The sequence below is a fragment of the Viscerimonas tarda genome (genome assembly GCF_054601255.1).
Genome location: NZ_BAAHWV010000012.1, coordinates 67,084 through 86,272 on the forward strand (window position 1 = coordinate 67,084; position 19,189 = coordinate 86,272).

The window sequence follows — 19,189 nt, forward strand, 5'->3', positions numbered from 1 at the left end:
AGCGATGTACTCCTTCTCATTTATAAATGATGTAGTTGGCAGTCTTACCTTCGAAGTGAGTTGTTTGCTGCATTTTTTGTTAGTAAATTAAAGTTTTATAATAGATATGGCAAAGAAACAACAAGTAGAAAAAGAAGTAACCGTAGAGGATAAATTGAGAACCCTCTACAATTTGCAGTTGAAATTGTCTGAAATAGACAGAATTAAAACATTACGCGGCGAACTTCCGTTGGAAGTTGCAGATTTGGATGACGAAATTGCAGGTCTGAAAACACGCATAAACAAATACGATACCGACCTGAAAGAGACGAATGCTACGATTAGTCAGCAAAAGCAAAAAATTCAGGATAGCACATTGAAAATCAGCAAGTATAAAGAACAGTTGGACAATGTTCGCAACAACCGCGAATTCGATCACCTGAGCAAAGAAATCGAATTTGAATCGCTTGAAATTGAGCTTGCTGAAAAACGTATCCGCGAATTTACCTTTGATGAAAAAAGTATATCGGAACAAATAGAAAAAAGCAATACCCTGTTTGAAGAACGCTCTGCCGATTTGGCCCAGAAAAAAAGCGAACTGGATGAAATTGTTTCCGAAACAAAGCAGCAGGAAGAACAAATCAGGGAAGAAGTGAAAGTGATAGAAGGAAATGTTGACCAGCGACTTCTTCAAGCTTTCAAGCGAATCAGAAAGAGCGCCCGGAATGGTTTGGCTCTTGTGGCAATTGAACGTGGCGCCTGTGGCGGTTGCTTCAATAAAATTCCACCCCAAAAGCAGATGGATATAAAAATGGGCAAAAAAGTGATTGTTTGTGAATATTGCGGACGTATTATGATTGATTCGGATATGGTTGCGGCAGAATAATTTTAAGAAACCGTATTCATATTTACAATACTCAAGTTAAAAAAGAAGTTTCTTTCGGAAAAAGTATCGAAAAAAGAAAAAACTTCTTATATTTGTTCGGCTGATTAAAACAGGATCTAACTTAATTCAAAATAAAAAAAATAAAACTAAAATGGCAAACAAGACTTCTTACAACTATCAAGCTGAGTTGTTAACCAAGATGAAAGAACAGGTAGAAATTTTCAGAGAAGATTTATCCAGTGTTTCGAGAAATTATAAATCTACTATCCAAAGCTTGCACGAAGCAGACGGATTAATGGATGAAACCTACGACGAGTACTACTCCAACTACCTGAAACCTACAATAGAAATAATCAACAGTATTATCGAAAGAATGGATACTGAAGATCTGGCATTTGTTGAAAAAGAACTTAACTTCCTGATAAGCAGGTAACTACTGTTTGAATTATGGATGAACGAGATTTGCTTAAAAATGTAAAAGAGAGATCCGTAGATTTATATGGCTTAAGCGACGAAAAACTTCGGGAGTTGCTTAATGCTACCATATATGCTATAGACAAAGGGCTTGAAGCCGGGGATATTGTCGAGATAGAGGATTTTGGCGTATTTTCGAGAAGAAAACAAGGGCCTGTATCTGTCTCATTTTTCAGACCGTCCGAAAGGCTTAGTGAACGTATAAACAGAAAGAGATGAATGAAAAACTGAATCTATATTATTTAGTGGATGTAATATCTAAGCAAACTCAATTGGATCCAAAAGTTGTCAAAATTTTTATAACCCAACTTTTTAGAGAAATCGAAAAAGGTGTGGCTGTATCTTCTGTTGTAAAAATAGATAATTTTGGCCTTTTCCGTATAATAAAGAGTTTATCGGCGGACAAGTTATTGTTTTTGGGGAAATTTGGAAATGAGGGCGCTCATTCCGAACCTCAGGAAGAAACCGCTGAGGCGTCGCCCGAAATAGATACTCCGTTCCATGAATTGCCGGATGCATTTTACGAAAACCGTACGAATCCGGTATCTGTCGGCGATTATTCCGAAGGGATAAACGATCATGTAGAGATGCATGAAGATGCAACAACCGAATATACGGGTATCCTCTTGGATGAAGATAAAGAATTTATTGACAGGATAGAAGAATCTTATTCCGATTACGAGGAAAAAAGCTGGTACAAGAAAATTCCGGGAAATACAAAGAATATTGTCTTGTTTCTTATTACAATAATTATTGTAGTAGGAGTTTTGTATGGCCTGTATTCATACTCGGAAAGAGACACCAACGAGTTCCGGTATGTTCCATCATATGCTCCATCATACACAGAACTGGAGAACGAAGACACCCTGAATTTTTCTCATGTTATCATCACCGAATCAGACATAGATTTCGCTCATTTATCCAGAATTTACTACGGGTACGAAATATTCTGGTCTTACATCTATAAGGCCAATGAAGACAATATATCGAGTGCGTTAGAAATACCGCCCGGCTCCGTGATACGAATACCAAAGCTGGATGAAACCCTGATTGATATTCATAATGAGGAAAGCGTAGAAAGTGCAAAACTTCTAAACGCTGAAATATTGAAACTAAGAATAGAAAATCAAACAGTTTCGACCGATACGGTTTCAACAATCAATGGAGATATTGAATAGGCAGAAACGGCATTCCAAAAGATTTGAGCTTGTCCCAACAGTAGGATTTGATTGCCTTTTTAATTGATTTAACAACCACTTGTATTTGAAATAATATGTCTAAGAAAAGCAGAAAGAGGAAGAGTTCAAATAAAAATTTCATAGCGCTTCTGGTTATTATTGTAGTTCTTGTAGGGGGAATTTATTATATCAGGGATTTAGAAAAAAAGGAGGCTTACGAAATATCTCTAAACCCTCAGAATGATGAAGTTTATCATGTCTTGGAAAACAGAGATACAGTTCGTTATATAGAGAGTATTGAATTAGGGCAGAATCGTATAAATATTTTGGACTTATCGCAAGACTTTTATGGCAATAAAGTTTTCTGGCCTTATATATTTCAGGTAAATCAGCATATCGAAAACCCTTTGGATATGCCCAAAGGTACAGTATTGCTCATACCCCGGGTTGATTCTCTGCACTTGGATTTAACCGCAACCGGAAATGTGGAAAGAGTCCGGTTTATTGGCGACAGTATTCTGACTGCTGTTAACGAGAGACGGAAGCCGAGAGAATTTGATTAATACATTCTTCGGTATTCAGCAAACTTTGTTCGCCGGTCGTCATATTTTTCAGGGAAATTTTATTTTCCCTGATTTCGTTTTCGCCGATAATGGCCACAAACGGAATGTTTTTGGCATCGGCATACGACATTTGTTTCTTCATCTTTGCGCCCGATTCGGGATATATTTCAACTGATACGCCTTTTTTGCGCATGTCGGCCACGATGGGCAACATGTAGTTTTCTTCGTTCTCGCCAAAGTTTACAAACAGCGCTTGTGTGCTTTGCAGTGAATTTTTTGGGTATAAATCCAACTGATTGAGCACATCGAATATCCGGTCGGCGCCGAACGAAATGCCAACTCCCGAAACGCCGGGCAAGCCAAATACGCCGGTCAGGTTATCATAGCGTCCGCCTCCGGTGATGCTGCCGATTTCCACGTCCAAGGCTTTCACTTCTATGATGGCGCCGGTGTAGTAATTTAACCCGCGTGCCAGTGTCAAGTCCAGTTCTACATCCGATTTAACGGCTACATGTTTCAGTTTGTTCAGGATATATTCCAACTCCGAAATACCTTGCAAGCCCATCTCCGAATTGGCAAGAACAGTTCCGAGCGCCGACAGCTTCTCCGTATTGGAGCCTTTCAACAGCAATATCGGTTGCAGCTTGTCGATGGCTTCGCGGCTTATTCCTTTATCCTGAAGTTCTTCGTTGACTTTTTCCAGTCCTATTTTGTCGAGTTTATCTATGGCAACCGTAATGTCGATTATTTTATCGGGTTCGCCAATAATTTCGGCAATTCCACCCAGAATTTTCCGGTTGTTGATTTTCAGGCAGACCCTTACGCCCAGACGGCTGAAAACATCGTCGATAATTTGAACAAGCTCTACTTCGTTGAGCAACGAATCGGAACCAACGATGTCGGCATCGCACTGAAAAAATTCGCGATACCGGCCTTTTTGTGGGCGATCGGCGCGCCATACCGGTTGTATCTGGAAGCGTTTGAACGGGAAAGTTATTTCGTTGCGGTGCATCACCACATACCGTGCAAACGGAACAGTCAGGTCGTAGCGCAAGCCTTTTTCGCAGGCTTTGGCCGTAAATTTGAGCGGATTTTTTGGCAAAAGCTCTTCGTCGGTTATGCCCGAAAAGAAATCGCCCGAGTTAAGGATTTTGAACAACAGTTTATCGCCTTCCTCTCCATATTTCCCCATCAGAGTTGACAGGTTCTCCATTGCCGGCGTTTCGATTTGCGAGAAACCATAAGAGCGGTAAACCGATTTGATGGTCTCGAAAATATAGTTCCGCTTACTCATTTCTTCGGGCGAAAAATCCCTTGTTCCTTTGGGTATTGATGGCTTTTGCATATTGCGCTGATTTTTTTTGCAAAGTTAATTTTTTTAGTGGCAAATTACAAGTTATAGGTTTGTAGTTGCGATTTTTTGTCTATATTTTTATACTTTCGCAGAATATCTATACACCTATGAGAATTATCATGAAACAAAAAAATCTGTACTTGTTGTTTATTGTCGTCTGTCTGTTCGCTTTACAAACAAAAGCAGCGATAAAATTACCGGCTATCTTTTCCGATAATATGGTTCTTCAGCAAAATGCCGTTGTAAACCTGTGGGGAACAGCCAGCCCCTGGGAGGAAGTAATGGTGGAACCTTCGTGGGATAAGAAAACCTATTCGACGGTTGCCGACTCGAAAGGGAAATGGAGCATAAAGATTAAAACGCCCAAAGCAAGTCCCAACCAAAGTATAAGATTGAGTAGCATACTGAGCAAACTCCAGATAAACAATGTGTTGATTGGTGAAGTTTGGTTGTGCTCGGGGCAGTCGAATATGGATTTTCCCGTAGCCAAAGGAGCGGGCTGGCGTACAGGGATTATCGACAGGGAGGAAGAAATGAAGGACGCCGATTATCCCGATATACGGCTGTTTCACGTTAAGCAACGGCTGTCTCCGGTCTATGAATTGGACGACTGCGAAGGGCAATGGGAGCTTTGCAATGCCGAAAATCTACAAACTTTTTCAGCTGTCGCTTTCTTTTTCGGGCGCGAATTGTATAAGAATCTGAAGTCGCCCGTGGGCTTGATTCAATCGACATGGGGCGGTACGCAAGCCGAAGCCTGGACAAAAATGGAGGCGATTTTGAGCGACTCGGTCTATTCTCCGCTGGTGAAGCAGTACAAAGAAGTGCGGGATAGCTATCCGGCCCAGCTGGAAAAATACGAGGCCGAAAAAGCAACATACGATAAGGAGAGCGAGGATGCAAAAAACAGCATTAAAGCGCCTGAAAAGCCACAGGGAATAAACCACAACAATGCCTTGTCAACCCTTTGGAATGGCATGATTAAGCCCCTGGTTCCCTACACCATAAAGGGCGTTATATGGTATCAGGGCGAATCGAATGCCGATAGGGCGAGTGATTATAAACAGGTGTTTACCAACTTGATAAACAGTTGGCGAAAAGAGTGGGGGCAAGGCGGTTTTCCGTTTTATTTTGTGCAGATAGCGCCCTATTATAAACAACCGCCTCACATACGGGAAGCGCAATTGCTCACTTGGCAGTCGGTAAAAAATACCGGGATGGCGGTAATCACCGATGCCGGAGACAGTACGGACATTCATCCCCGAAATAAGAAAATTCCGGGCATCCGCCTTGCAAACTGGGCATTGGCAAAGGATTACAAGAAAGCGGTTGCCTGCTCGGGGCCGGTATTCAATTCGATGAAAGTAAAAGGCAACACCGCAACACTGAGCTTCGACTATACCGAACAAGGTCTGAACTCGAATGGGGAGACGCTGAGAGGCTTTGTGATTGCCGGAGAAGATCGCCAATTTTATCCGGCAGAGGCTGTTATAAAAGGAAATGTAGTAGAAGTGTCATCGCCCAAGGCTCCTAACCCCGTGGCTGTTCGTTACGGCTGGGACAATTTTTTCAGGGTGAATCTGTACAATGGAGCCGGACTTCCGGCATCTCCTTTCAGAACGGATAAGTGGTAGGAAAAAGTTCTAATGAGAATAATATGCCAATGTGAATAATGAGAATAATGAAACTTGTATGATACAGACATGCTGCGCCACCTCTCTTCAATCTTGTCATTGCGGGCTCCGACCCGCAATCCCCCCCAGTAAATGTGCAATGATTTTCAGGAGATTGCGGGTCGGAGCCCGCAATGACAGAAATAAAAATGGTCGCGGCACGCCACGACCCTACATTATTCACATTAATTATTAAAACAACGTGTTTGAAATCTCGTTCTCGAGGTTCTCGATATATATCCGTTGCTGGTTGAGAAACCTGATCTGAAGTATTTCCTGCGACCGGGTAATGAGGGTAGAGTATTTTTTCAACGATTCGAGCCAGTTCCTGTGTATAACGCATAGCTCCGAATTATGAACAACTATCGGGTTGGTAAGATAGATCTGAAAATGAGATAAGCAGTGATTATCGTACCGGGAATAAGTACTGTTGGCCTCGATACTGACCGACGAAAGATAAAAAAAGAATTTAGCTTTGGGCTCAAGCACTCCGGTTTGCATCAGTTTTTCCAATAAATCGACCAGCGCAAGCAAATCTTTTTTCAGCAATCGCAACTCTTCCTCATTAATCAATTTCCGCCGGTAATAATACTGAATTCCCCGAATGGTATTCACAAACATATTCGGGTCTAAAATATATACGCTTTTATTCGTCTTTCGGATATTCTCTCTGATTTCTTTCTGCAAATCAGTTATTTCGGTTGGCAGAACAACATCCGAGAGCCTGTAGCTCAACGAACTCTCGTTGGTTTGGTGTACCCACCTGTAATACGAATATTTGAACAGGTTGTCGAAAAATGAGGTGAATGTGGCCGGAATAAGGTTTAGCGTCATCAATGCCTCGGCATCCTTGGCTTCAATCCGGTGAATGAGCTGGTCGCGGTATTGTTGAAGCATCACCATAAAAGCTTTCGATGTATCGTCGTGCCGGTCAATCGGCAAATCGAATAATACATGATTCCCTTTAGACTCTTTTAATAATTCATCTATCGAAAAACCCAATTCAACCGACAACTTGGCGATTTCTTCGATGTTAAAAGATATTTCGCCTCTCATTCTGCGATAGGCCGATTCGCGTCCCATATCCAACATATCCATCAAATAATTGATGGGTTTTATGTTGGAAGGAATACTATTCAGTATTTTCGACACGATTTTTTCATTCAGATTGTTGTTATCCATAATAAAAAAAGGCGTTAGTTATGTGTTCTATATACCTGCGCTGTTTTTCAAAAAACTCGGCCTGAAGTATTTCGTTCGACTGGGTTATCAGCACGGATGTTTTTCTCAGCGATTCGAACCAATCCTTGTGTAGTACGCATATATCGTGGTTGGTAATGGTTACGAAATTGACCGAATAAATCCAATACAAGGAATATTCATTTTCGTCATAAGATGCATAACCACTGTTTGAATCGATACCCAGCAACGAAAGAAAATAGATTTGCCTGGCGCCCGATTCGTTGTAGCCTCTCTGCATGGTTATTCCCATGTGGTCGAGTAGTTCAAGCAAATTTGCTTTCAATTCCAAAACGTCCTTTTCCGAAATAAGACCCCTGTTATAATAGTATTGAATTTCCCTGACTATGGATAAAAATATATCTCTGTCTAATATAGAAATGAAATTCCGGAGATTCGATACGTTCTCTTTAATAGCTTGCTGAATAGAAATAAGTTCGGCTGGAATGACAATTTCGGAAAAGTGAGAGCCAAATGATGTGCTGTGTATTTGATGCATCCATTTGTAATAGAAAAACTTGAAAAGAATATCGGATTTTATGAGCATCATTAAACTAATCCTGTTTATCGAGACTTTAATCTCCATATTCTTCGATTTGCTTACAGCCTCAATGTGTTTGCTATATTCTTTAAGCATGGCCAGAAAGGTTTCTTCCGGCTTGGAAAATGAATCTGTATGTAAATCGAGGAAGACGCGATTGTTTTTTTCTTTTCCTATTATTTCATCTACCGAGAAGTTTAATCTTTGCGCTAAGTTTGCAATCTCGCCGAAAGTAAAAGGTATTTCACTTCTCATCCTGCGATATGCCGATTCTTTGCTCAAATCCAGAATGTCCATTAAATAGTCAATCGGTTTTATATCCGGGGGGATTTTGCTTAAAATTTCCGCAACCAAGCCGCTGTTCAGTTTATTATTCATATTCAATATGCTTCCTTATATTATTAACATTACAAAATTGATAAAAGTTTTAGGATTACTCTACTCTTTCGGGATATATCTTCAACTGAACGAATGACAATCCCGAAAAAAAAATAAACCATTTCAACATGCTTTCTGTGAAAGCATTCACAAATGTCATATTCTGATAATTTAAAATCAATTTTATGCTCAAAATGATTAATTAGCCAAGTTTAAAGACGTTTTTGTGAAAATAATGACAAACGTAGCAAAAAAAGTGGAATTTAGTAACATAATCACTCTTATAACAGTTAAATAGCGTTAAAAATGCTATTTATTGAAACTTGAAAAGATGAAATTCGATCGCTTTGTTCATTATGATGTTAAATATATGTCGATATATCTATTTTTAACAATTAAAGTCTGAGATCTAGTCCATGTTGTGTATAAATAAATATCAATTTGTCAAAATCGTTAACGGCTTGCTCGTGTCAATGCATTTACTTTGTATCCGTAAATAGGGCAATCAATCGTTGAATATTTGAATGAGGAATAGAGCATGGATTCTTATTATAACGGGAATGCAGCTCTGAAAGGACTCAATAAATTAGTTTTGCTGCAATTCAGCTCTAACCAACATTAATGAAACGAAAGGGGGGATGAATATGATGCGAGTGAAACTTCAGAATAGAAATATATTGAAAATTGGCAAGGCAAATGAAATTACCGATGCCGATGTAAAACTAAAATATACCGGATTAGTGGTGCATAATTTAATAGACAGCCAAGCCGATGAATTATCTCCCGGTACTTATGTCTGGGATGGAGATAGATGGAACAAATTGGAAAACAGACCCTCCAGCCTCCCCGTGGAAGAGACTAATGAAGTCATCATACGGTGGATTTAGGAGGCTAAAAACAAAACAATTATTATGAAGATTAGAAGAATATTTTTACGATTCCTGAAATTGATCGGATTAATAAGAGATGATGGCGATAGCGCTATCAAGAGGTATCTCAAAGCATCATCGTCAAAAGCAAAAGTAAAAGCAAAAGTATCAGTGTACTATAAGCCTAATTATAATCCTACGGTTAAATTAATGAATAGCCTTGCCAAAGGCTTATAAGACAAACTTATCCAATATGCCAAGTTTATAAGTTTGAAGGGTTCCCATGGACTGTGAAGTTAGTTGGAACCCGTCCTTTTTTAGTAGGGGCGTGGCGTGCCGCGACTGTTTTATAACTTTGAACCTGTCAAAGTCGGAAAATCGGAGAATTCCAGTAGTTCTTTATCACCGCTGCTGTTGCCATAAGCATACAGGGTGTAGTTTTCTCTGTCGGGGAATAGCGCCGAAAGCCGGGTTACTTTCTCTTTGCCATAGCAATTATCCGAAAGAAAGCGACCTGTTATTGTATCGTCTTTCACTTCAATGGTGGTTCCTATTACCGTGCTTATATTCATTTTGCCGGCCCAGGGGATAATCCACCGGTCTATCGACGCGCTCACTACAACAACCTGATGGTTTTGTTGTTGATGCCATCGCAATCGCTCCAACGTACTTTCGTTGCCTATTTCTGCTATCCGGCTTGAGTAGTCTCTGCAAACCTGTTCAAAGTCGGCTATCTTTTCTCCTTTGAAGAAGTAGGAAAACAGGATTTGCTTGGCTGTCGAGTTCTTGATAAGCTTTAATATAAACAGAGACAGTATCGGCGAAAGAATGAACAGGCCAACAAACAGCCTGAACTTTCCACGATAAAAAGCGATGAAATCGAACAGCGTATCTTTTGTGGTAATTGTTCCGTCAAAATCGAAAGCGGCAATGGTTCTTTTATCGTTCTCCATTCCTAAATTTTATGCAGAACCGATATGACAACAAAAGAGGCCAGCCAAAAGAACAGGCTAACTTGCAGAAACCGGTCTTTCATTATCAAAATCGTGGGACTATCGCCTTTCTTTTCGACATACAGCACCTGCAAATAGCGGAACAATCCGAGTATGACAAACAACGAGGTGAGGTATAAATATTCGCCGTTCCGTGAAACAACTTCCGGCGAAATGGCGTACATAATGTAGCACATACACAAAGCGGCGACCACCACCACAATGATGGCATTCAGAAATTCGGCGTTATAGCCCGATATGCTTTTGCGCATTTCTTTGCCCGTTTCTTCAAAGATGGTGATGTCGTGCCGGCGTTTTCCCAGTACGAGCAACAGGGCGAACAGAAAAGTGAGTATAATAATCCAGTACGACAGAAATGCCGAAGCAACAATGCCACCGATAAACAAGCGAATAACAAAACCTGCGGCAACAATTGTTACGTCAAGAATGGCATACTGTTTAAGCTTAAGCGAATAACTTACATTAAGTACAAAATAAGTCAGCAGCAAAACTGTTGCAGACGACTGTTTCAGAATAAAGACATAGACGGATATGCCCAACACGAACAAGCCAACCAAAATAATGGCCGCCGTTTTTTTGTTTATCGCGCCCGATGCCAGGGGTCTGCTCTTTTTTCGTGGATGAAGTTTGTCCGATTCAATATCGCACCAGTCATTCATAATATAAACAGCGCTAGCCAGAAAACAAAACCCCAGAAAAGCATAAACTAAACGGATGATTGTATCAATATCCGAAAATTGGAAGGTGAAAAAGACCGGCGCAAAAACCATGAAGTTTTTAATCCATTGATTTACACGCAACAATTTTGCTATATTTATTATCCAATTCATCCGTTTAGCGAATGTTATTTTTTAAAATTCGGCGTTCTTCGGTGTCCGTGGGAAAGGAATCACATCGCGGATATTGGCCATTCCGGTTACAAACAGCATCAGGCGTTCAAAACCAAGTCCGAATCCGGCGTGTGGAGCTGTTCCAAATTTCCGCGTTTCGATATACCACCAGATGGGGTCGGGGCTCATGCCTGTTTCTTCCATGTGTTTTGTCAGCTTGCCATAGTCCGATTCGCGTTCCGATCCGCCGATAATCTCCCCGATTTTTGGGAAAAGGACATCCATTCCGCGTACCGTTTTACCGTCCTCATTTTGCTTCATGTAGAACGATTTTATTTCTTTCGGGTAATCGGTCAGGATAACAGGACGCTGGAAGTGTTTCTCTACCAAATAACGCTCGTGTTCCGATTGCAGGTCGGCTCCCCAATAAACAGGGTACTCGAATTTAACGCCGCTTTCTTCCAGTATTTTCACTCCTTCGGTGTAGGTCAGGCGAACAAAATCGTGAGTCAGCACAAAGTTAAGTCTTTCTTCCAATTCCTTGTCATACATCTCGGTCAGGAACTGAATATCTTCCAAACAGTTATCAAGGGCATAGCGAATCAGGTATTTCAAGAAATCCTCGGCCAGGTCCATGTTATCGTTGATGTCGTAGAAAGCTATTTCGGGTTCAATCATCCAAAACTCGGCCAAGTGGCGGGGAGTGTTTGAATTTTCGGCACGGAAAGTAGGGCCGAAGGTGTAAATTCCACCCAAAGCCATCGCGCCCAGTTCGCCTTCCAATTGTCCCGAAACAGTCAGATTGGTGTGGCGTCCGAAGAAATCTTCGGCATAATTCACTTCTCCGGTTTCGGTACGCGGAACATGGTTGAGGTCGAGCGTGGTAGCCTGAAACATCGAACCGGCGCCTTCGGCATCGGATGCGGTGATGATGGGGGTGTGCAAATAATAGAATCCTCTGTCGTTGAAGTATTTATGTATTGCGAAAGCCAAATGGTGGCGCATACGCAACACCGCGCCAAATGTATTGGTACGAGGGCGTAAATGGGCTATTTCCCGCAAAAATTCGAGGGAATGTCCTTTCTTTTGCAGAGGGTACTCGGCGGGGTCGGCAGTTCCGTATATTTCTATTTTACCGGCCTGTATCTCCCCTTTTTGTCCTTGTCCCAGAGATTCTACATACTGGCCTGTAACATGGATACAGGCTCCTGTTGTTATGGGTTTTAGAAAATCCTCTCCAAACTTTTCAATATCAGCAACAACCTGAATATTATTGATAGTAGAACCGTCATTAAGGGCAATGAAACTTACTTGTTTATTTCCGCGACGGGTACGCACCCATCCTTTGATGCTAACGGTTGCCCCATAACTACTTTGCCGGAGCAGGTCTGAAATTTTAGTTCTACGAATTGTTTCCATTTTACGCTTTCGGTATTTAACTTTTGTTCTATTGATTATTACTTTTTATTCATAGGCTCCCATCCGAAGCATATTCACTTCGGTTTCGGTCAGGTATCTCCATTTTCCTTTGGGCAGGTTCTTTTTGGTCAACCCTGCAAAATATACCCTGTCCAGTTTCACTATCTGGTAGCCGAGTTTTTCAAAAATGCGGCGGACAACACGGTTTCGTCCCGAATGTATTTCAATTCCCACTTCATTCAACACATCTTCGGCAACGTAAGCGATAGAATCGGCGTGAATTTCGCCGTCATCCAGTTCCACGCCGTCGGCAATGGTTTGCATGTCTTCTATGCTTACATCTTTATCCAGTTTTACCTGGTATATTTTTTTCTTCTTGAATTTGGGATGCATCAGTTTTGAAGCCAAATCGCCATCGTTGGTAAACAACAGAACGCCGGTGGTGTTCCGGTCGAGTCTTCCTACCGGATAAATTCGTTCGGCACAGGCATTTTTTACCAAATCCATAACGGTATTCCGGTTTTGCGGGTCATCCGAAGTTGTTACATAATTTTTAGGCTTATTCAAAAGCACATATATTTTGCTCTCCAACCTGACGGGTTGATCGTGAAATGTAACCGAATCGCCGCGAGTAACCTTTGCTCCCAGTTCGGAAACAACTACTCCGTTCACTTTTACAACTCCTGCCGTAATATAATTATCGGCTTCGCGCCGCGAACAAACGCCGGCATTGGCCAAGTATTTATTCAAACGTAGCGGTGTGTTGGGGTCGATATTTTCCTTGTATTTTACAGTGCGAACCAGTGTTTTCTTCTTCGAGAAGGTTTTCCTGTTGTCGTTATTTCCATTGTTATCGGACGAAAAACGCCTGTTTCCTCCGCCACCGATATTGCCGGAACGTGAGGTTGAATTGTAGGGTCTGCGTTCGCCGCCTCTGTTGTTGGAATAAGAGGAGGACGAATTCCGTCTTCCATACTCGTTTCCTCCGCGCGAATAGTCGCTGTTCCCGCGTGAAGAATAGTCGCTACCTCCGCGTGAATAGTCGTTGCTTCCGCGTGAATACTCGCTACCTCTATCTCGGTAACTGTCGGATTCTCTTGGCTTATAATCCGGTGTCGGACGGCTAATCACTTTCGATTCGCCTACTCGGGGACGTCTTTTTTTCTCTACGCCTGATGGTTGTGTTTTTCTGCCAGAATCTCTACCTAACGATGAGTTGCCATCCCGGCTCCCGTTATCTCTTTGGTAACGAGAATCATCTCTGTCTGTAATCATTGTGTATTTTATTATATAATTAATAAATAAATTTAGCCTTCCCGGCTATATCTGTTTGCTTTAAATCCCCGTATATGTTTGAGGGGTGATTTTCTTTAATTCTTCTTTTACCGAGGCGCTTACGTCCAAAGTTTCAATGAAATTCGCTATTGATTTTTCGGTAATAGCCTCGTTTGTTCTTGTTAAGCCTTTCAAGGCTTCGTATGGTTTCGGATAGCCTTCACGCCTCAAAATGGTTTGTATTCCCTCTGCCACTACCGCCCACGAATTATCCAGGTCTTCTTGCAGGGCTTTTTCGTTCAGGATGAGTTTGTTCAGTCCTTTCAAGGCGCTTTGCAGGGCGATAAGAATATGACCTACCGGCACGCCAATGTTTCTTAAAACGGTGGAGTCGGTCAGGTCGCGTTGCAGGCGCGATATGGGGAGTTTTCCCGAAAGATGCTCCAATATGGCGTTGGCAATGCCCAGGTTTCCTTCGGCATTTTCAAAATCAATGGGATTGACTTTATGCGGCATGGCCGACGAGCCTATTTCCCCTTCTTTGATTTTCTGTTTGAAGTATTCCATCGAGATGTATTGCCAGATGTCGCGACACAGGTCTATCTGTATGGTGTTGATGCGCTTCATGGCATCAAACAAAGCTGCCAGCGTATCGTAATTGGAGATTTGAGTCGTCCATTGTTCCCTGACCAGTCCCAGTTTTTCGGCGATGAACTTGTTTCCGAATGCTTTCCAGTCTATTTGCGGATAGGCTACTTGGTGGGCGTTAAAATTTCCGGTCGCACCGCCAAACTTGGCCGTTTTCGGAATAGATTGCAACACTTCAAATTGCTTTTCCAGGCGGCTGACAAAGACCATTATTTCTTTACCCAGGCGGGTAGGGGAGGCCGGTTGCCCGTGGGTGCGCGCCAGCATGGATATGTCTTTCCACTCATCGGCTTTCGCCCGTAAATTCGAGATCAACGCTTCCAGTTCGGGGTAAAAAACCTCATCCAAGGCCTCCTTTAACGAAAGCGGAATGGAGGTGTTATTTATATCCTGTGAAGTTAATCCGAAATGGATAAATTCTTTATATTGTTCCAAATGCAAGGCATCGAATTTTTCTTTTATGAAATACTCTACTGCTTTAACATCGTGGTTTGTAACGTTTTCGATGTTTTTTATACGCAAGGCATCCTCTTCGGAAAAATCGGCGACAATGCTCCTCAATTCAGGAAACAGGCTTTTATCGACAGCGCTCAACTGGGGAAGTGGCAATTCGCACAAGGCAATGAAATATTCAATTTCAACCTTTAGCCTGTATTTAATAAGCGCGAATTCGGAGAAATAACCTGCAAGTTGAACTGTTTTATTACGGTAACGCCCATCAATGGGCGAAATAGCTGTTAAAGTGTTTAATTCCATATACTTTACGAAAAGAAGCTGTGTGCTATATTTGTATTTCTCTACTTAGTTTATACTTACTTTGTCAATATCTCATTGAAATGGATAACCTGAGCGCAAAGGTAGTGATAAAATCAATAAAATAAGCAAATTAAAACTGCAAATTTAATTCCAATTGGCGGTTTGTTAAATTAAAACTTCTCCGGTGATAGGGGGTAATGCCGAATTGCTCGATGGCTTTACGGTGCTTCAAGGTTGGATACCCTTTGTTTTTGTTCCAGTCGTACTGTGGATATTCGAGGTGAAGAGCGTCCATGTAGTCGTCCCGATAGGTCTTTGCCAGCACCGAGGCGGCTGCTATGGGCATCAGTTTGCCATCGCCTTTCACCACGCAGGTATGCGGAATATCCTCGTATTTTTTGAAGCGGTTGCCATCTATAAGCAAATGTTGCGGTCTGATTTTCAATGAGGCTACGGCACGTTGCATAGCCAGAATAGAGGCGTTCAGTATATTTATTTTATCAATCTCCTCATGCGTTACAATTCCGACAGCCCAGGCCAGCGCGTTTTCTTCGATGTAAGGGCGTAATTTATAGCGCATCTTTTCCGACAACTGTTTCGAGTCGTTCAGCTCTTCGCTTCGGAAATCGTGCGGAAGAATAACCGCCGCCGCAAAAACAGGACCCGACAAACAACCCCGTCCGGCTTCATCGCAACCGGCCTCAATTAAATCGGGATAAAGGGATAATTCTAACATGGCGCTTCAATTAGTTGATTATGCTAATTGTTTATTTTTTAGTTTCCACTCGTTTGGTCGGGTCAAGTTCTTTGTTGCGTTTATCTATGGCTTCAATCACATTGTCGGCCAGTAATTCAAATGCTGCGCCGGTGATGGTGTTGTCGTTCAGGGCAACGGGCCGACCGCTATCTCCTCCCTCGCAAATGCTTTGTACTATCGGTATTTGTCCGAGGAGGGCAACCCCTATTGCTGTGGCCAGATTTTTCGCGCCGTCTTTTCCAAAGATATAGTATTTATTTTCGGGCAATTCGGCGGGTGTGAACCAAGCCATATTTTCTATCAGGCCAAGAATCGGGACATTTACTTTTTCGTTGGTAAACATGTCAATCCCTTTGCGGGCATCGGCCAAAGCCACCTGCTGAGGCGTGCTGATAACGACGGCGCCCGTTATGGCCAGCGTTTGAACAAGGGTGAGGTGAATATCGCTTGTGCCCGGCGGAAAATCAATCAGGAAATAATCCAGTTCTCCCCAGCTGGCATCGCTAATCAGTTGCTTCAGGGCGTTGCCGGCCATTGCTCCGCGCCAGACTATCGCATTGTCTTTGTTGACAAAAAAGCCGATGGACAACATTTTTACGCCGTACTTTTCCACAGGAAGAATCAACTCCCGGCCATCAACAGCTTCCAGCAGCGGGCGGGCATCTTCTTCGTCGAACATTTTGGGTAGCGATGGGCCGAATACATCGGCGTCCAACAGCCCTACTTTGTAGCCTTTCTTTGCCAAAGCAACAGCCAGGTTAGCGGCAACGGTACTTTTTCCAACGCCGCCTTTTCCCGAGGTAACGGCAATGATATTCTTTACGCCGGGCAATAGTTCCTGAGCAGCAGCGGGTTTGACGACTTGTTTTGTCTTCACCTCAATGTTATTTTTTATCAGCACATCTTTGTCCACGTAGGTCAGGATGGCTGTTTCGGCTGCTTTTACCACCGATTTGATGAATGGGTCGTTGGGCTTTTCAAAAGTCATCGAAAAAGAAACTTTCAGGCCCTCGATGCGTATATCGTCATTTACTATTCCCATTTCAACAATGTCTTTTCCTGTTCCCGGGTAGCGGACATTACGCAACGCGTCGGTTATTAATTTTGGATATAAATTCATTGCTTTTCTTGCGTTTGTTTTTGTTGTTCTTGCATTTGCTTTAACACCGTCTGAAAATTATCCCGCCCGAAACTGCGGTACGAATCCTGTTCTATTTCGATGTCCGGTTCCACCCATTGTTCCAGATGCTGATACTCGAATTTGATGTATTTGATGTTCAGCCCGCGGGCAAGCCATTGTTGTTCGTAAAAAGTGCGGATTTTAAGCATCTCGTCCACATAGCCCGAATGGTACAGGTCATCGGATTGGAACAGGACCGGCAAGCGGTTTTCTTTCAGCATTTCCTGCGTATATACAAACATGAAATTGCTATCGGTTTTCAGGTGAATAATGCCGCCGGATTTCAGAATTTTTCCGTAAAGCTGCATGAAATGTGTGGAGGTCATCCGCCGGTTCAGCTTATTCATCTGCGGGTCGGGAAAAGTTATCCAGATTTCCGAAACTTCGCCTTTGCCAAAGAACTGCTCAATAAGCTCGATGTGCGTCCTTAGAAAAGCCACATTTTTCAGGCCTTTGTCGAAAGATTCTTTGGCGCCTGTCCACATTCGCGCTCCCTTTATATCGACTCCGATAAAATTTTTATCGGGATAAAGCTGTGCAAGCCCCACTGCATATTCGCCTTTTCCGCAACCGAGTTCCAGAACAATCGGATTGTCATTCCCGAAAAACGCCTGCCCCCATTTGCCTTTCATATCGAAGCCTTTTTCCTGTAAAACAGAAAAAGGATACTGAAAAACATGCGGATATTCGTTCATGGAAGCGAATTTCTTCAATTTGTTTTTTCCCATCGCACAAATTTTGTTTTTTTGCAACAGCAAAGATAATGAAAAGATTTATCCGGTATTATTTTGAAGAGCGAGCTTGTATCAAAAAATCTATATATATCTGAGAATTATATGCATATCGAAAAATAAAATTCGTGTTTATCCGTTATTTCCGTGTAATCCGTGTCAAGAGGCATTGAACAATAAAATTACAAATTATGGAATATAATGTAACGCACAATAGTGAAAAAAGTCGGTTTGAACTGGTGATAGACGGCCTGCTTTGTGAAATAAGCTACATCCAGGTTGCCGAAAACGTGTTGACTATCACCCACACCGAAGTCCCGCCCACACTGGAAGGAAGAGGAATAGCCGCCGCCATGACCAACTACATGCTGGAATATGCCCGCGAAAATTCGCTGAAAATAATCCCTGTTTGTTCTTATACAAGGGCCTATATGTTGCGGCAAGCCCCTCCAACCTCCCCGCAGGGGAGGCTTAATTAAAAAGTCCCCCTACGGGGGATTTAGGGGGCTGTTTTGTAAGAAAGGAATAACAGCCGGTGCAATGGCTTTTACATAAGGATAGGAGTGTGAATTTTCTCTCACATTGCTCTTAATCAGTTGCTGGCGCTGGTCGAATTCGACCAGTAGATTCAGTAGAATGCTGGCCAGGAAGAGCCATTTTACTGTGGCGAAGATGGCGCCGGATAACCTGTTCAAGGTGTTTATCTTGAGGGCTTTCAGGAAACTCTCCAGCGCTTTTCCGATGATGAAAAAAGCAATCATTATAATAACGAAAGCGAGAAAGTAGGAGAGCGGTCTTAGCGCATAAACCGAGCTGTTGATGTACGGATTAATAATACCCGCTACTTGTCCGGCAAAGAATGCGCAACACACCAAACCTATTAATGAGGCAAGCTGCATAATAAGTCCCGATATGTAACCCCTTATAGCAGAGAGTACTACAATGGTCAATATTACTATGTCGAACCATTCTGATTGCATTGGACTGAGATATACGGTATTTTTATAAACAACAAAAGTAAGAATTATTTTCAAATCCTTACTTTATAGCTTGCACAAGCAAAATATCTTTTAAGCTAAGCTTATTTTGGGTATTCGTCAGAAACAGAAAGTTTTTTTCTTCCTTTCGCTCTGCGTGAAGCAAGTACTCTACGGCCATTGGCTGTAGCCATTCTTGAGCGAAAACCGTGCTTGTTTTTTCTCTTTCTGTTTGATGGTTGAAATGTCCTTTTCATCGCTACTTATATTATTTCATTATTATTTTTTGTCGTAATCGGGTTGCAAAAGTATGTAGTTTATTTCAAAAAAGCAAATATATTGTGAAGATAATTTTGAGATATTCCCATTAACTATGTTGATGTTAGGGCAAACGCATGAAAATGCTTGTAGAGTATAAGCCTTAGCCTTACGGACTTTCTTTTCATGCCTTTGCCCTGGTATTAAAAGC

Annotated in this window: 22 protein-coding genes; 9 read left to right on the forward strand and 13 right to left on the reverse strand. The window is 42.1% G+C overall.

Going from position 1 to position 19,189, the window contains the following annotated elements; all coding sequences use genetic code 11:
• Window positions 1–106 precede the first annotated feature (106 nt).
• From ACYPWY_RS07205 to ACYPWY_RS07225, 5 genes are all read left to right on the forward strand, one after another.
• On the forward strand, window positions 107–865 hold the full coding sequence (locus ACYPWY_RS07205; protein ID WP_459684763.1) for a zinc ribbon domain-containing protein: 759 nt from the start codon (window positions 107–109) through the stop codon (window positions 863–865).
• Between the two features lie 151 nt (window positions 866–1,016).
• Window positions 1,017–1,298: a hypothetical protein gene (locus tag ACYPWY_RS07210; RefSeq protein ID WP_459684764.1), complete on the forward strand. Its 282-nt coding sequence runs from the start codon at window positions 1,017–1,019 to the stop codon at window positions 1,296–1,298.
• Window positions 1,299–1,312: 14 nt separating this feature from the next.
• Window positions 1,313–1,558 carry an HU family DNA-binding protein gene (locus ACYPWY_RS07215; protein WP_459684765.1) on the forward strand — a complete coding sequence of 82 codons (246 nt, stop codon included), beginning with the start codon at window positions 1,313–1,315 and terminating at the stop codon, window positions 1,556–1,558.
• On the forward strand, window positions 1,555–2,517 hold the full coding sequence (locus ACYPWY_RS07220) for a hypothetical protein (RefSeq protein WP_459684766.1): 963 nt from the start codon (window positions 1,555–1,557) through the stop codon (window positions 2,515–2,517). The genes ACYPWY_RS07215 and ACYPWY_RS07220 overlap by 4 nt, the downstream gene beginning before the upstream one ends.
• Window positions 2,518–2,612: 95 nt before the next feature.
• Window positions 2,613–3,080: a hypothetical protein gene (locus tag ACYPWY_RS07225; RefSeq protein ID WP_459684767.1), complete on the forward strand. Its 468-nt coding sequence runs from the start codon at window positions 2,613–2,615 to the stop codon at window positions 3,078–3,080.
• Here ACYPWY_RS07225 and hisS read toward each other — a convergent pair.
• Window positions 3,046–4,425, reverse strand: a complete 1,380-nt coding sequence (hisS, locus tag ACYPWY_RS07230; protein WP_459684768.1) for a histidine--tRNA ligase — start codon at window positions 4,423–4,425, stop codon at window positions 3,046–3,048. The two genes, ACYPWY_RS07225 and hisS, sit on opposite strands and share 35 nt — an antisense overlap.
• Window positions 4,426–4,553: 128 nt before the next feature.
• Here hisS and ACYPWY_RS07235 point away from each other — a divergent pair, with 128 nt between their 5' ends.
• Complete coding sequence (locus tag ACYPWY_RS07235) at window positions 4,554–6,068, forward strand: sialate O-acetylesterase (RefSeq protein ID WP_459684769.1); 1,515 nt, start codon at window positions 4,554–4,556, stop codon at window positions 6,066–6,068.
• 231 nt (window positions 6,069–6,299) lie between these two features.
• Here ACYPWY_RS07235 and ACYPWY_RS07240 read toward each other — a convergent pair whose 3' ends face one another.
• Window positions 6,300–7,289: a helix-turn-helix domain-containing protein gene (locus ACYPWY_RS07240; RefSeq protein WP_459684770.1), complete on the reverse strand. Its 990-nt coding sequence runs from the start codon at window positions 7,287–7,289 to the stop codon at window positions 6,300–6,302.
• A complete protein-coding gene (locus ACYPWY_RS07245) occupies window positions 7,282–8,265 on the reverse strand; it encodes a helix-turn-helix domain-containing protein (RefSeq protein ID WP_459684771.1) in 984 nt (327 codons plus the stop codon). The genes ACYPWY_RS07240 and ACYPWY_RS07245 overlap by 8 nt, the downstream gene beginning before the upstream one ends.
• A gap of 644 nt (window positions 8,266–8,909) precedes the next feature.
• Here ACYPWY_RS07245 and ACYPWY_RS07250 point away from each other — a divergent pair.
• The gene (locus ACYPWY_RS07250; RefSeq protein WP_459684772.1) at window positions 8,910–9,152 is read left to right on the forward strand and encodes a hypothetical protein; all 243 of its coding nucleotides are present in this window, start codon (window positions 8,910–8,912) and stop codon (window positions 9,150–9,152) included.
• Between the two features lie 24 nt (window positions 9,153–9,176).
• Window positions 9,177–9,371: a hypothetical protein gene (locus ACYPWY_RS07255; protein WP_459684773.1), complete on the forward strand. Its 195-nt coding sequence runs from the start codon at window positions 9,177–9,179 to the stop codon at window positions 9,369–9,371.
• A gap of 110 nt (window positions 9,372–9,481) precedes the next feature.
• On the opposite strand, the gene ACYPWY_RS07260 is transcribed toward ACYPWY_RS07255, so the two are convergent.
• The 8 genes from ACYPWY_RS07260 to trmB all read right to left on the reverse strand — a co-directional run bounded on the left by ACYPWY_RS07260 (window position 9,482) and on the right by trmB (window position 17,740).
• The gene (locus ACYPWY_RS07260; protein WP_459684774.1) at window positions 9,482–10,087 is read right to left on the reverse strand and encodes an HAD-IB family hydrolase; all 606 of its coding nucleotides are present in this window, start codon (window positions 10,085–10,087) and stop codon (window positions 9,482–9,484) included.
• Window positions 10,088–10,089: 2 nt separating this feature from the next.
• A complete protein-coding gene (locus tag ACYPWY_RS07265) occupies window positions 10,090–10,977 on the reverse strand; it encodes a UbiA prenyltransferase family protein (RefSeq protein WP_459684775.1) in 888 nt (295 codons plus the stop codon).
• A gap of 21 nt (window positions 10,978–10,998) precedes the next feature.
• Window positions 10,999–12,396, reverse strand: coding sequence for an asparagine--tRNA ligase (asnS, locus tag ACYPWY_RS07270; protein WP_459684776.1), 1,398 nt, complete (start codon window positions 12,394–12,396; stop codon window positions 10,999–11,001).
• A 45-nt stretch (window positions 12,397–12,441) separates the two neighbouring features.
• Complete coding sequence (locus ACYPWY_RS07275) at window positions 12,442–13,671, reverse strand: pseudouridine synthase (RefSeq protein WP_459684777.1); 1,230 nt, start codon at window positions 13,669–13,671, stop codon at window positions 12,442–12,444.
• Between the two features lie 60 nt (window positions 13,672–13,731).
• Entirely contained in the window at window positions 13,732–15,075 is a 1,344-nt protein-coding gene (gene purB / locus ACYPWY_RS07280; RefSeq protein ID WP_459684778.1) for an adenylosuccinate lyase, read from the reverse strand.
• Window positions 15,076–15,205: 130 nt separating this feature from the next.
• Window positions 15,206–15,811, reverse strand: coding sequence for a ribonuclease HII (locus ACYPWY_RS07285; protein WP_459684779.1), 606 nt, complete (start codon window positions 15,809–15,811; stop codon window positions 15,206–15,208).
• Between the two features lie 31 nt (window positions 15,812–15,842).
• A complete protein-coding gene (locus tag ACYPWY_RS07290) occupies window positions 15,843–16,952 on the reverse strand; it encodes an Mrp/NBP35 family ATP-binding protein (RefSeq protein WP_459684780.1) in 1,110 nt (369 codons plus the stop codon).
• Entirely contained in the window at window positions 16,949–17,740 is a 792-nt protein-coding gene (trmB, locus tag ACYPWY_RS07295; RefSeq protein ID WP_459684781.1) for a tRNA (guanosine(46)-N7)-methyltransferase TrmB, read from the reverse strand. The genes ACYPWY_RS07290 and trmB overlap by 4 nt, the downstream gene beginning before the upstream one ends.
• Before the next feature lie 194 nt (window positions 17,741–17,934).
• Here trmB and ACYPWY_RS07300 point away from each other — a divergent pair, with 194 nt between their 5' ends.
• Complete coding sequence (locus ACYPWY_RS07300; protein WP_459684782.1) at window positions 17,935–18,222, forward strand: GNAT family N-acetyltransferase; 288 nt, start codon at window positions 17,935–17,937, stop codon at window positions 18,220–18,222.
• Between the two features lie 9 nt (window positions 18,223–18,231).
• Here the strand turns inward: ACYPWY_RS07300 and ACYPWY_RS07305 are convergent, their stop codons facing one another.
• Together ACYPWY_RS07305 and rpmH are read right to left on the reverse strand one after the other, a co-directional pair.
• Window positions 18,232–18,723, reverse strand: coding sequence for a CvpA family protein (locus ACYPWY_RS07305; protein WP_459684783.1), 492 nt, complete (start codon window positions 18,721–18,723; stop codon window positions 18,232–18,234).
• Between the two features lie 101 nt (window positions 18,724–18,824).
• On the reverse strand, window positions 18,825–18,977 hold the full coding sequence (rpmH, locus tag ACYPWY_RS07310; protein WP_459684784.1) for a 50S ribosomal protein L34: 153 nt from the start codon (window positions 18,975–18,977) through the stop codon (window positions 18,825–18,827).
• Between the last annotated feature and the right edge of the window lie 212 nt (window positions 18,978–19,189).

Excerpts from the sequence above, each read along its gene's own strand:
- ACYPWY_RS07205 (WP_459684763.1), top strand. The coding sequence starts at position 107 with ATGGCAAAGAAACAACAAGTAGAAAAAGAAGTAACCGTAGAGGATAAA.
- ACYPWY_RS07210 (WP_459684764.1), top strand. The coding sequence starts at position 1,017 with ATGGCAAACAAGACTTCTTACAACTATCAAGCTGAGTTGTTAACCAAG.
- ACYPWY_RS07215 (WP_459684765.1), top strand. The coding sequence starts at position 1,313 with ATGGATGAACGAGATTTGCTTAAAAATGTAAAAGAGAGATCCGTAGAT.
- ACYPWY_RS07220 (WP_459684766.1), top strand. The coding sequence starts at position 1,555 with ATGAATGAAAAACTGAATCTATATTATTTAGTGGATGTAATATCTAAG.
- ACYPWY_RS07225 (WP_459684767.1), top strand. The coding sequence starts at position 2,613 with ATGTCTAAGAAAAGCAGAAAGAGGAAGAGTTCAAATAAAAATTTCATA.
- hisS (WP_459684768.1), bottom strand. The coding sequence starts at position 4,425 with ATGCAAAAGCCATCAATACCCAAAGGAACAAGGGATTTTTCGCCCGAA.
- ACYPWY_RS07235 (WP_459684769.1), top strand. The coding sequence starts at position 4,554 with ATGAAACAAAAAAATCTGTACTTGTTGTTTATTGTCGTCTGTCTGTTC.
- ACYPWY_RS07240 (WP_459684770.1), bottom strand. The coding sequence starts at position 7,289 with ATGGATAACAACAATCTGAATGAAAAAATCGTGTCGAAAATACTGAAT.
- ACYPWY_RS07245 (WP_459684771.1), bottom strand. The coding sequence starts at position 8,265 with ATGAATAATAAACTGAACAGCGGCTTGGTTGCGGAAATTTTAAGCAAA.
- ACYPWY_RS07250 (WP_459684772.1), top strand. The coding sequence starts at position 8,910 with ATGATGCGAGTGAAACTTCAGAATAGAAATATATTGAAAATTGGCAAG.
- ACYPWY_RS07255 (WP_459684773.1), top strand. The coding sequence starts at position 9,177 with ATGAAGATTAGAAGAATATTTTTACGATTCCTGAAATTGATCGGATTA.
- ACYPWY_RS07260 (WP_459684774.1), bottom strand. The coding sequence starts at position 10,087 with ATGGAGAACGATAAAAGAACCATTGCCGCTTTCGATTTTGACGGAACA.
- ACYPWY_RS07265 (WP_459684775.1), bottom strand. The coding sequence starts at position 10,977 with ATGAATTGGATAATAAATATAGCAAAATTGTTGCGTGTAAATCAATGG.
- asnS (WP_459684776.1), bottom strand. The coding sequence starts at position 12,396 with ATGGAAACAATTCGTAGAACTAAAATTTCAGACCTGCTCCGGCAAAGT.
- ACYPWY_RS07275 (WP_459684777.1), bottom strand. The coding sequence starts at position 13,671 with ATGATTACAGACAGAGATGATTCTCGTTACCAAAGAGATAACGGGAGC.
- purB (WP_459684778.1), bottom strand. The coding sequence starts at position 15,075 with ATGGAATTAAACACTTTAACAGCTATTTCGCCCATTGATGGGCGTTAC.
- ACYPWY_RS07285 (WP_459684779.1), bottom strand. The coding sequence starts at position 15,811 with ATGTTAGAATTATCCCTTTATCCCGATTTAATTGAGGCCGGTTGCGAT.
- ACYPWY_RS07290 (WP_459684780.1), bottom strand. The coding sequence starts at position 16,952 with ATGAATTTATATCCAAAATTAATAACCGACGCGTTGCGTAATGTCCGC.
- trmB (WP_459684781.1), bottom strand. The coding sequence starts at position 17,740 with ATGGGAAAAAACAAATTGAAGAAATTCGCTTCCATGAACGAATATCCG.
- ACYPWY_RS07300 (WP_459684782.1), top strand. The coding sequence starts at position 17,935 with ATGGAATATAATGTAACGCACAATAGTGAAAAAAGTCGGTTTGAACTG.
- ACYPWY_RS07305 (WP_459684783.1), bottom strand. The coding sequence starts at position 18,723 with ATGCAATCAGAATGGTTCGACATAGTAATATTGACCATTGTAGTACTC.
- rpmH (WP_459684784.1), bottom strand. The coding sequence starts at position 18,977 with ATGAAAAGGACATTTCAACCATCAAACAGAAAGAGAAAAAACAAGCAC.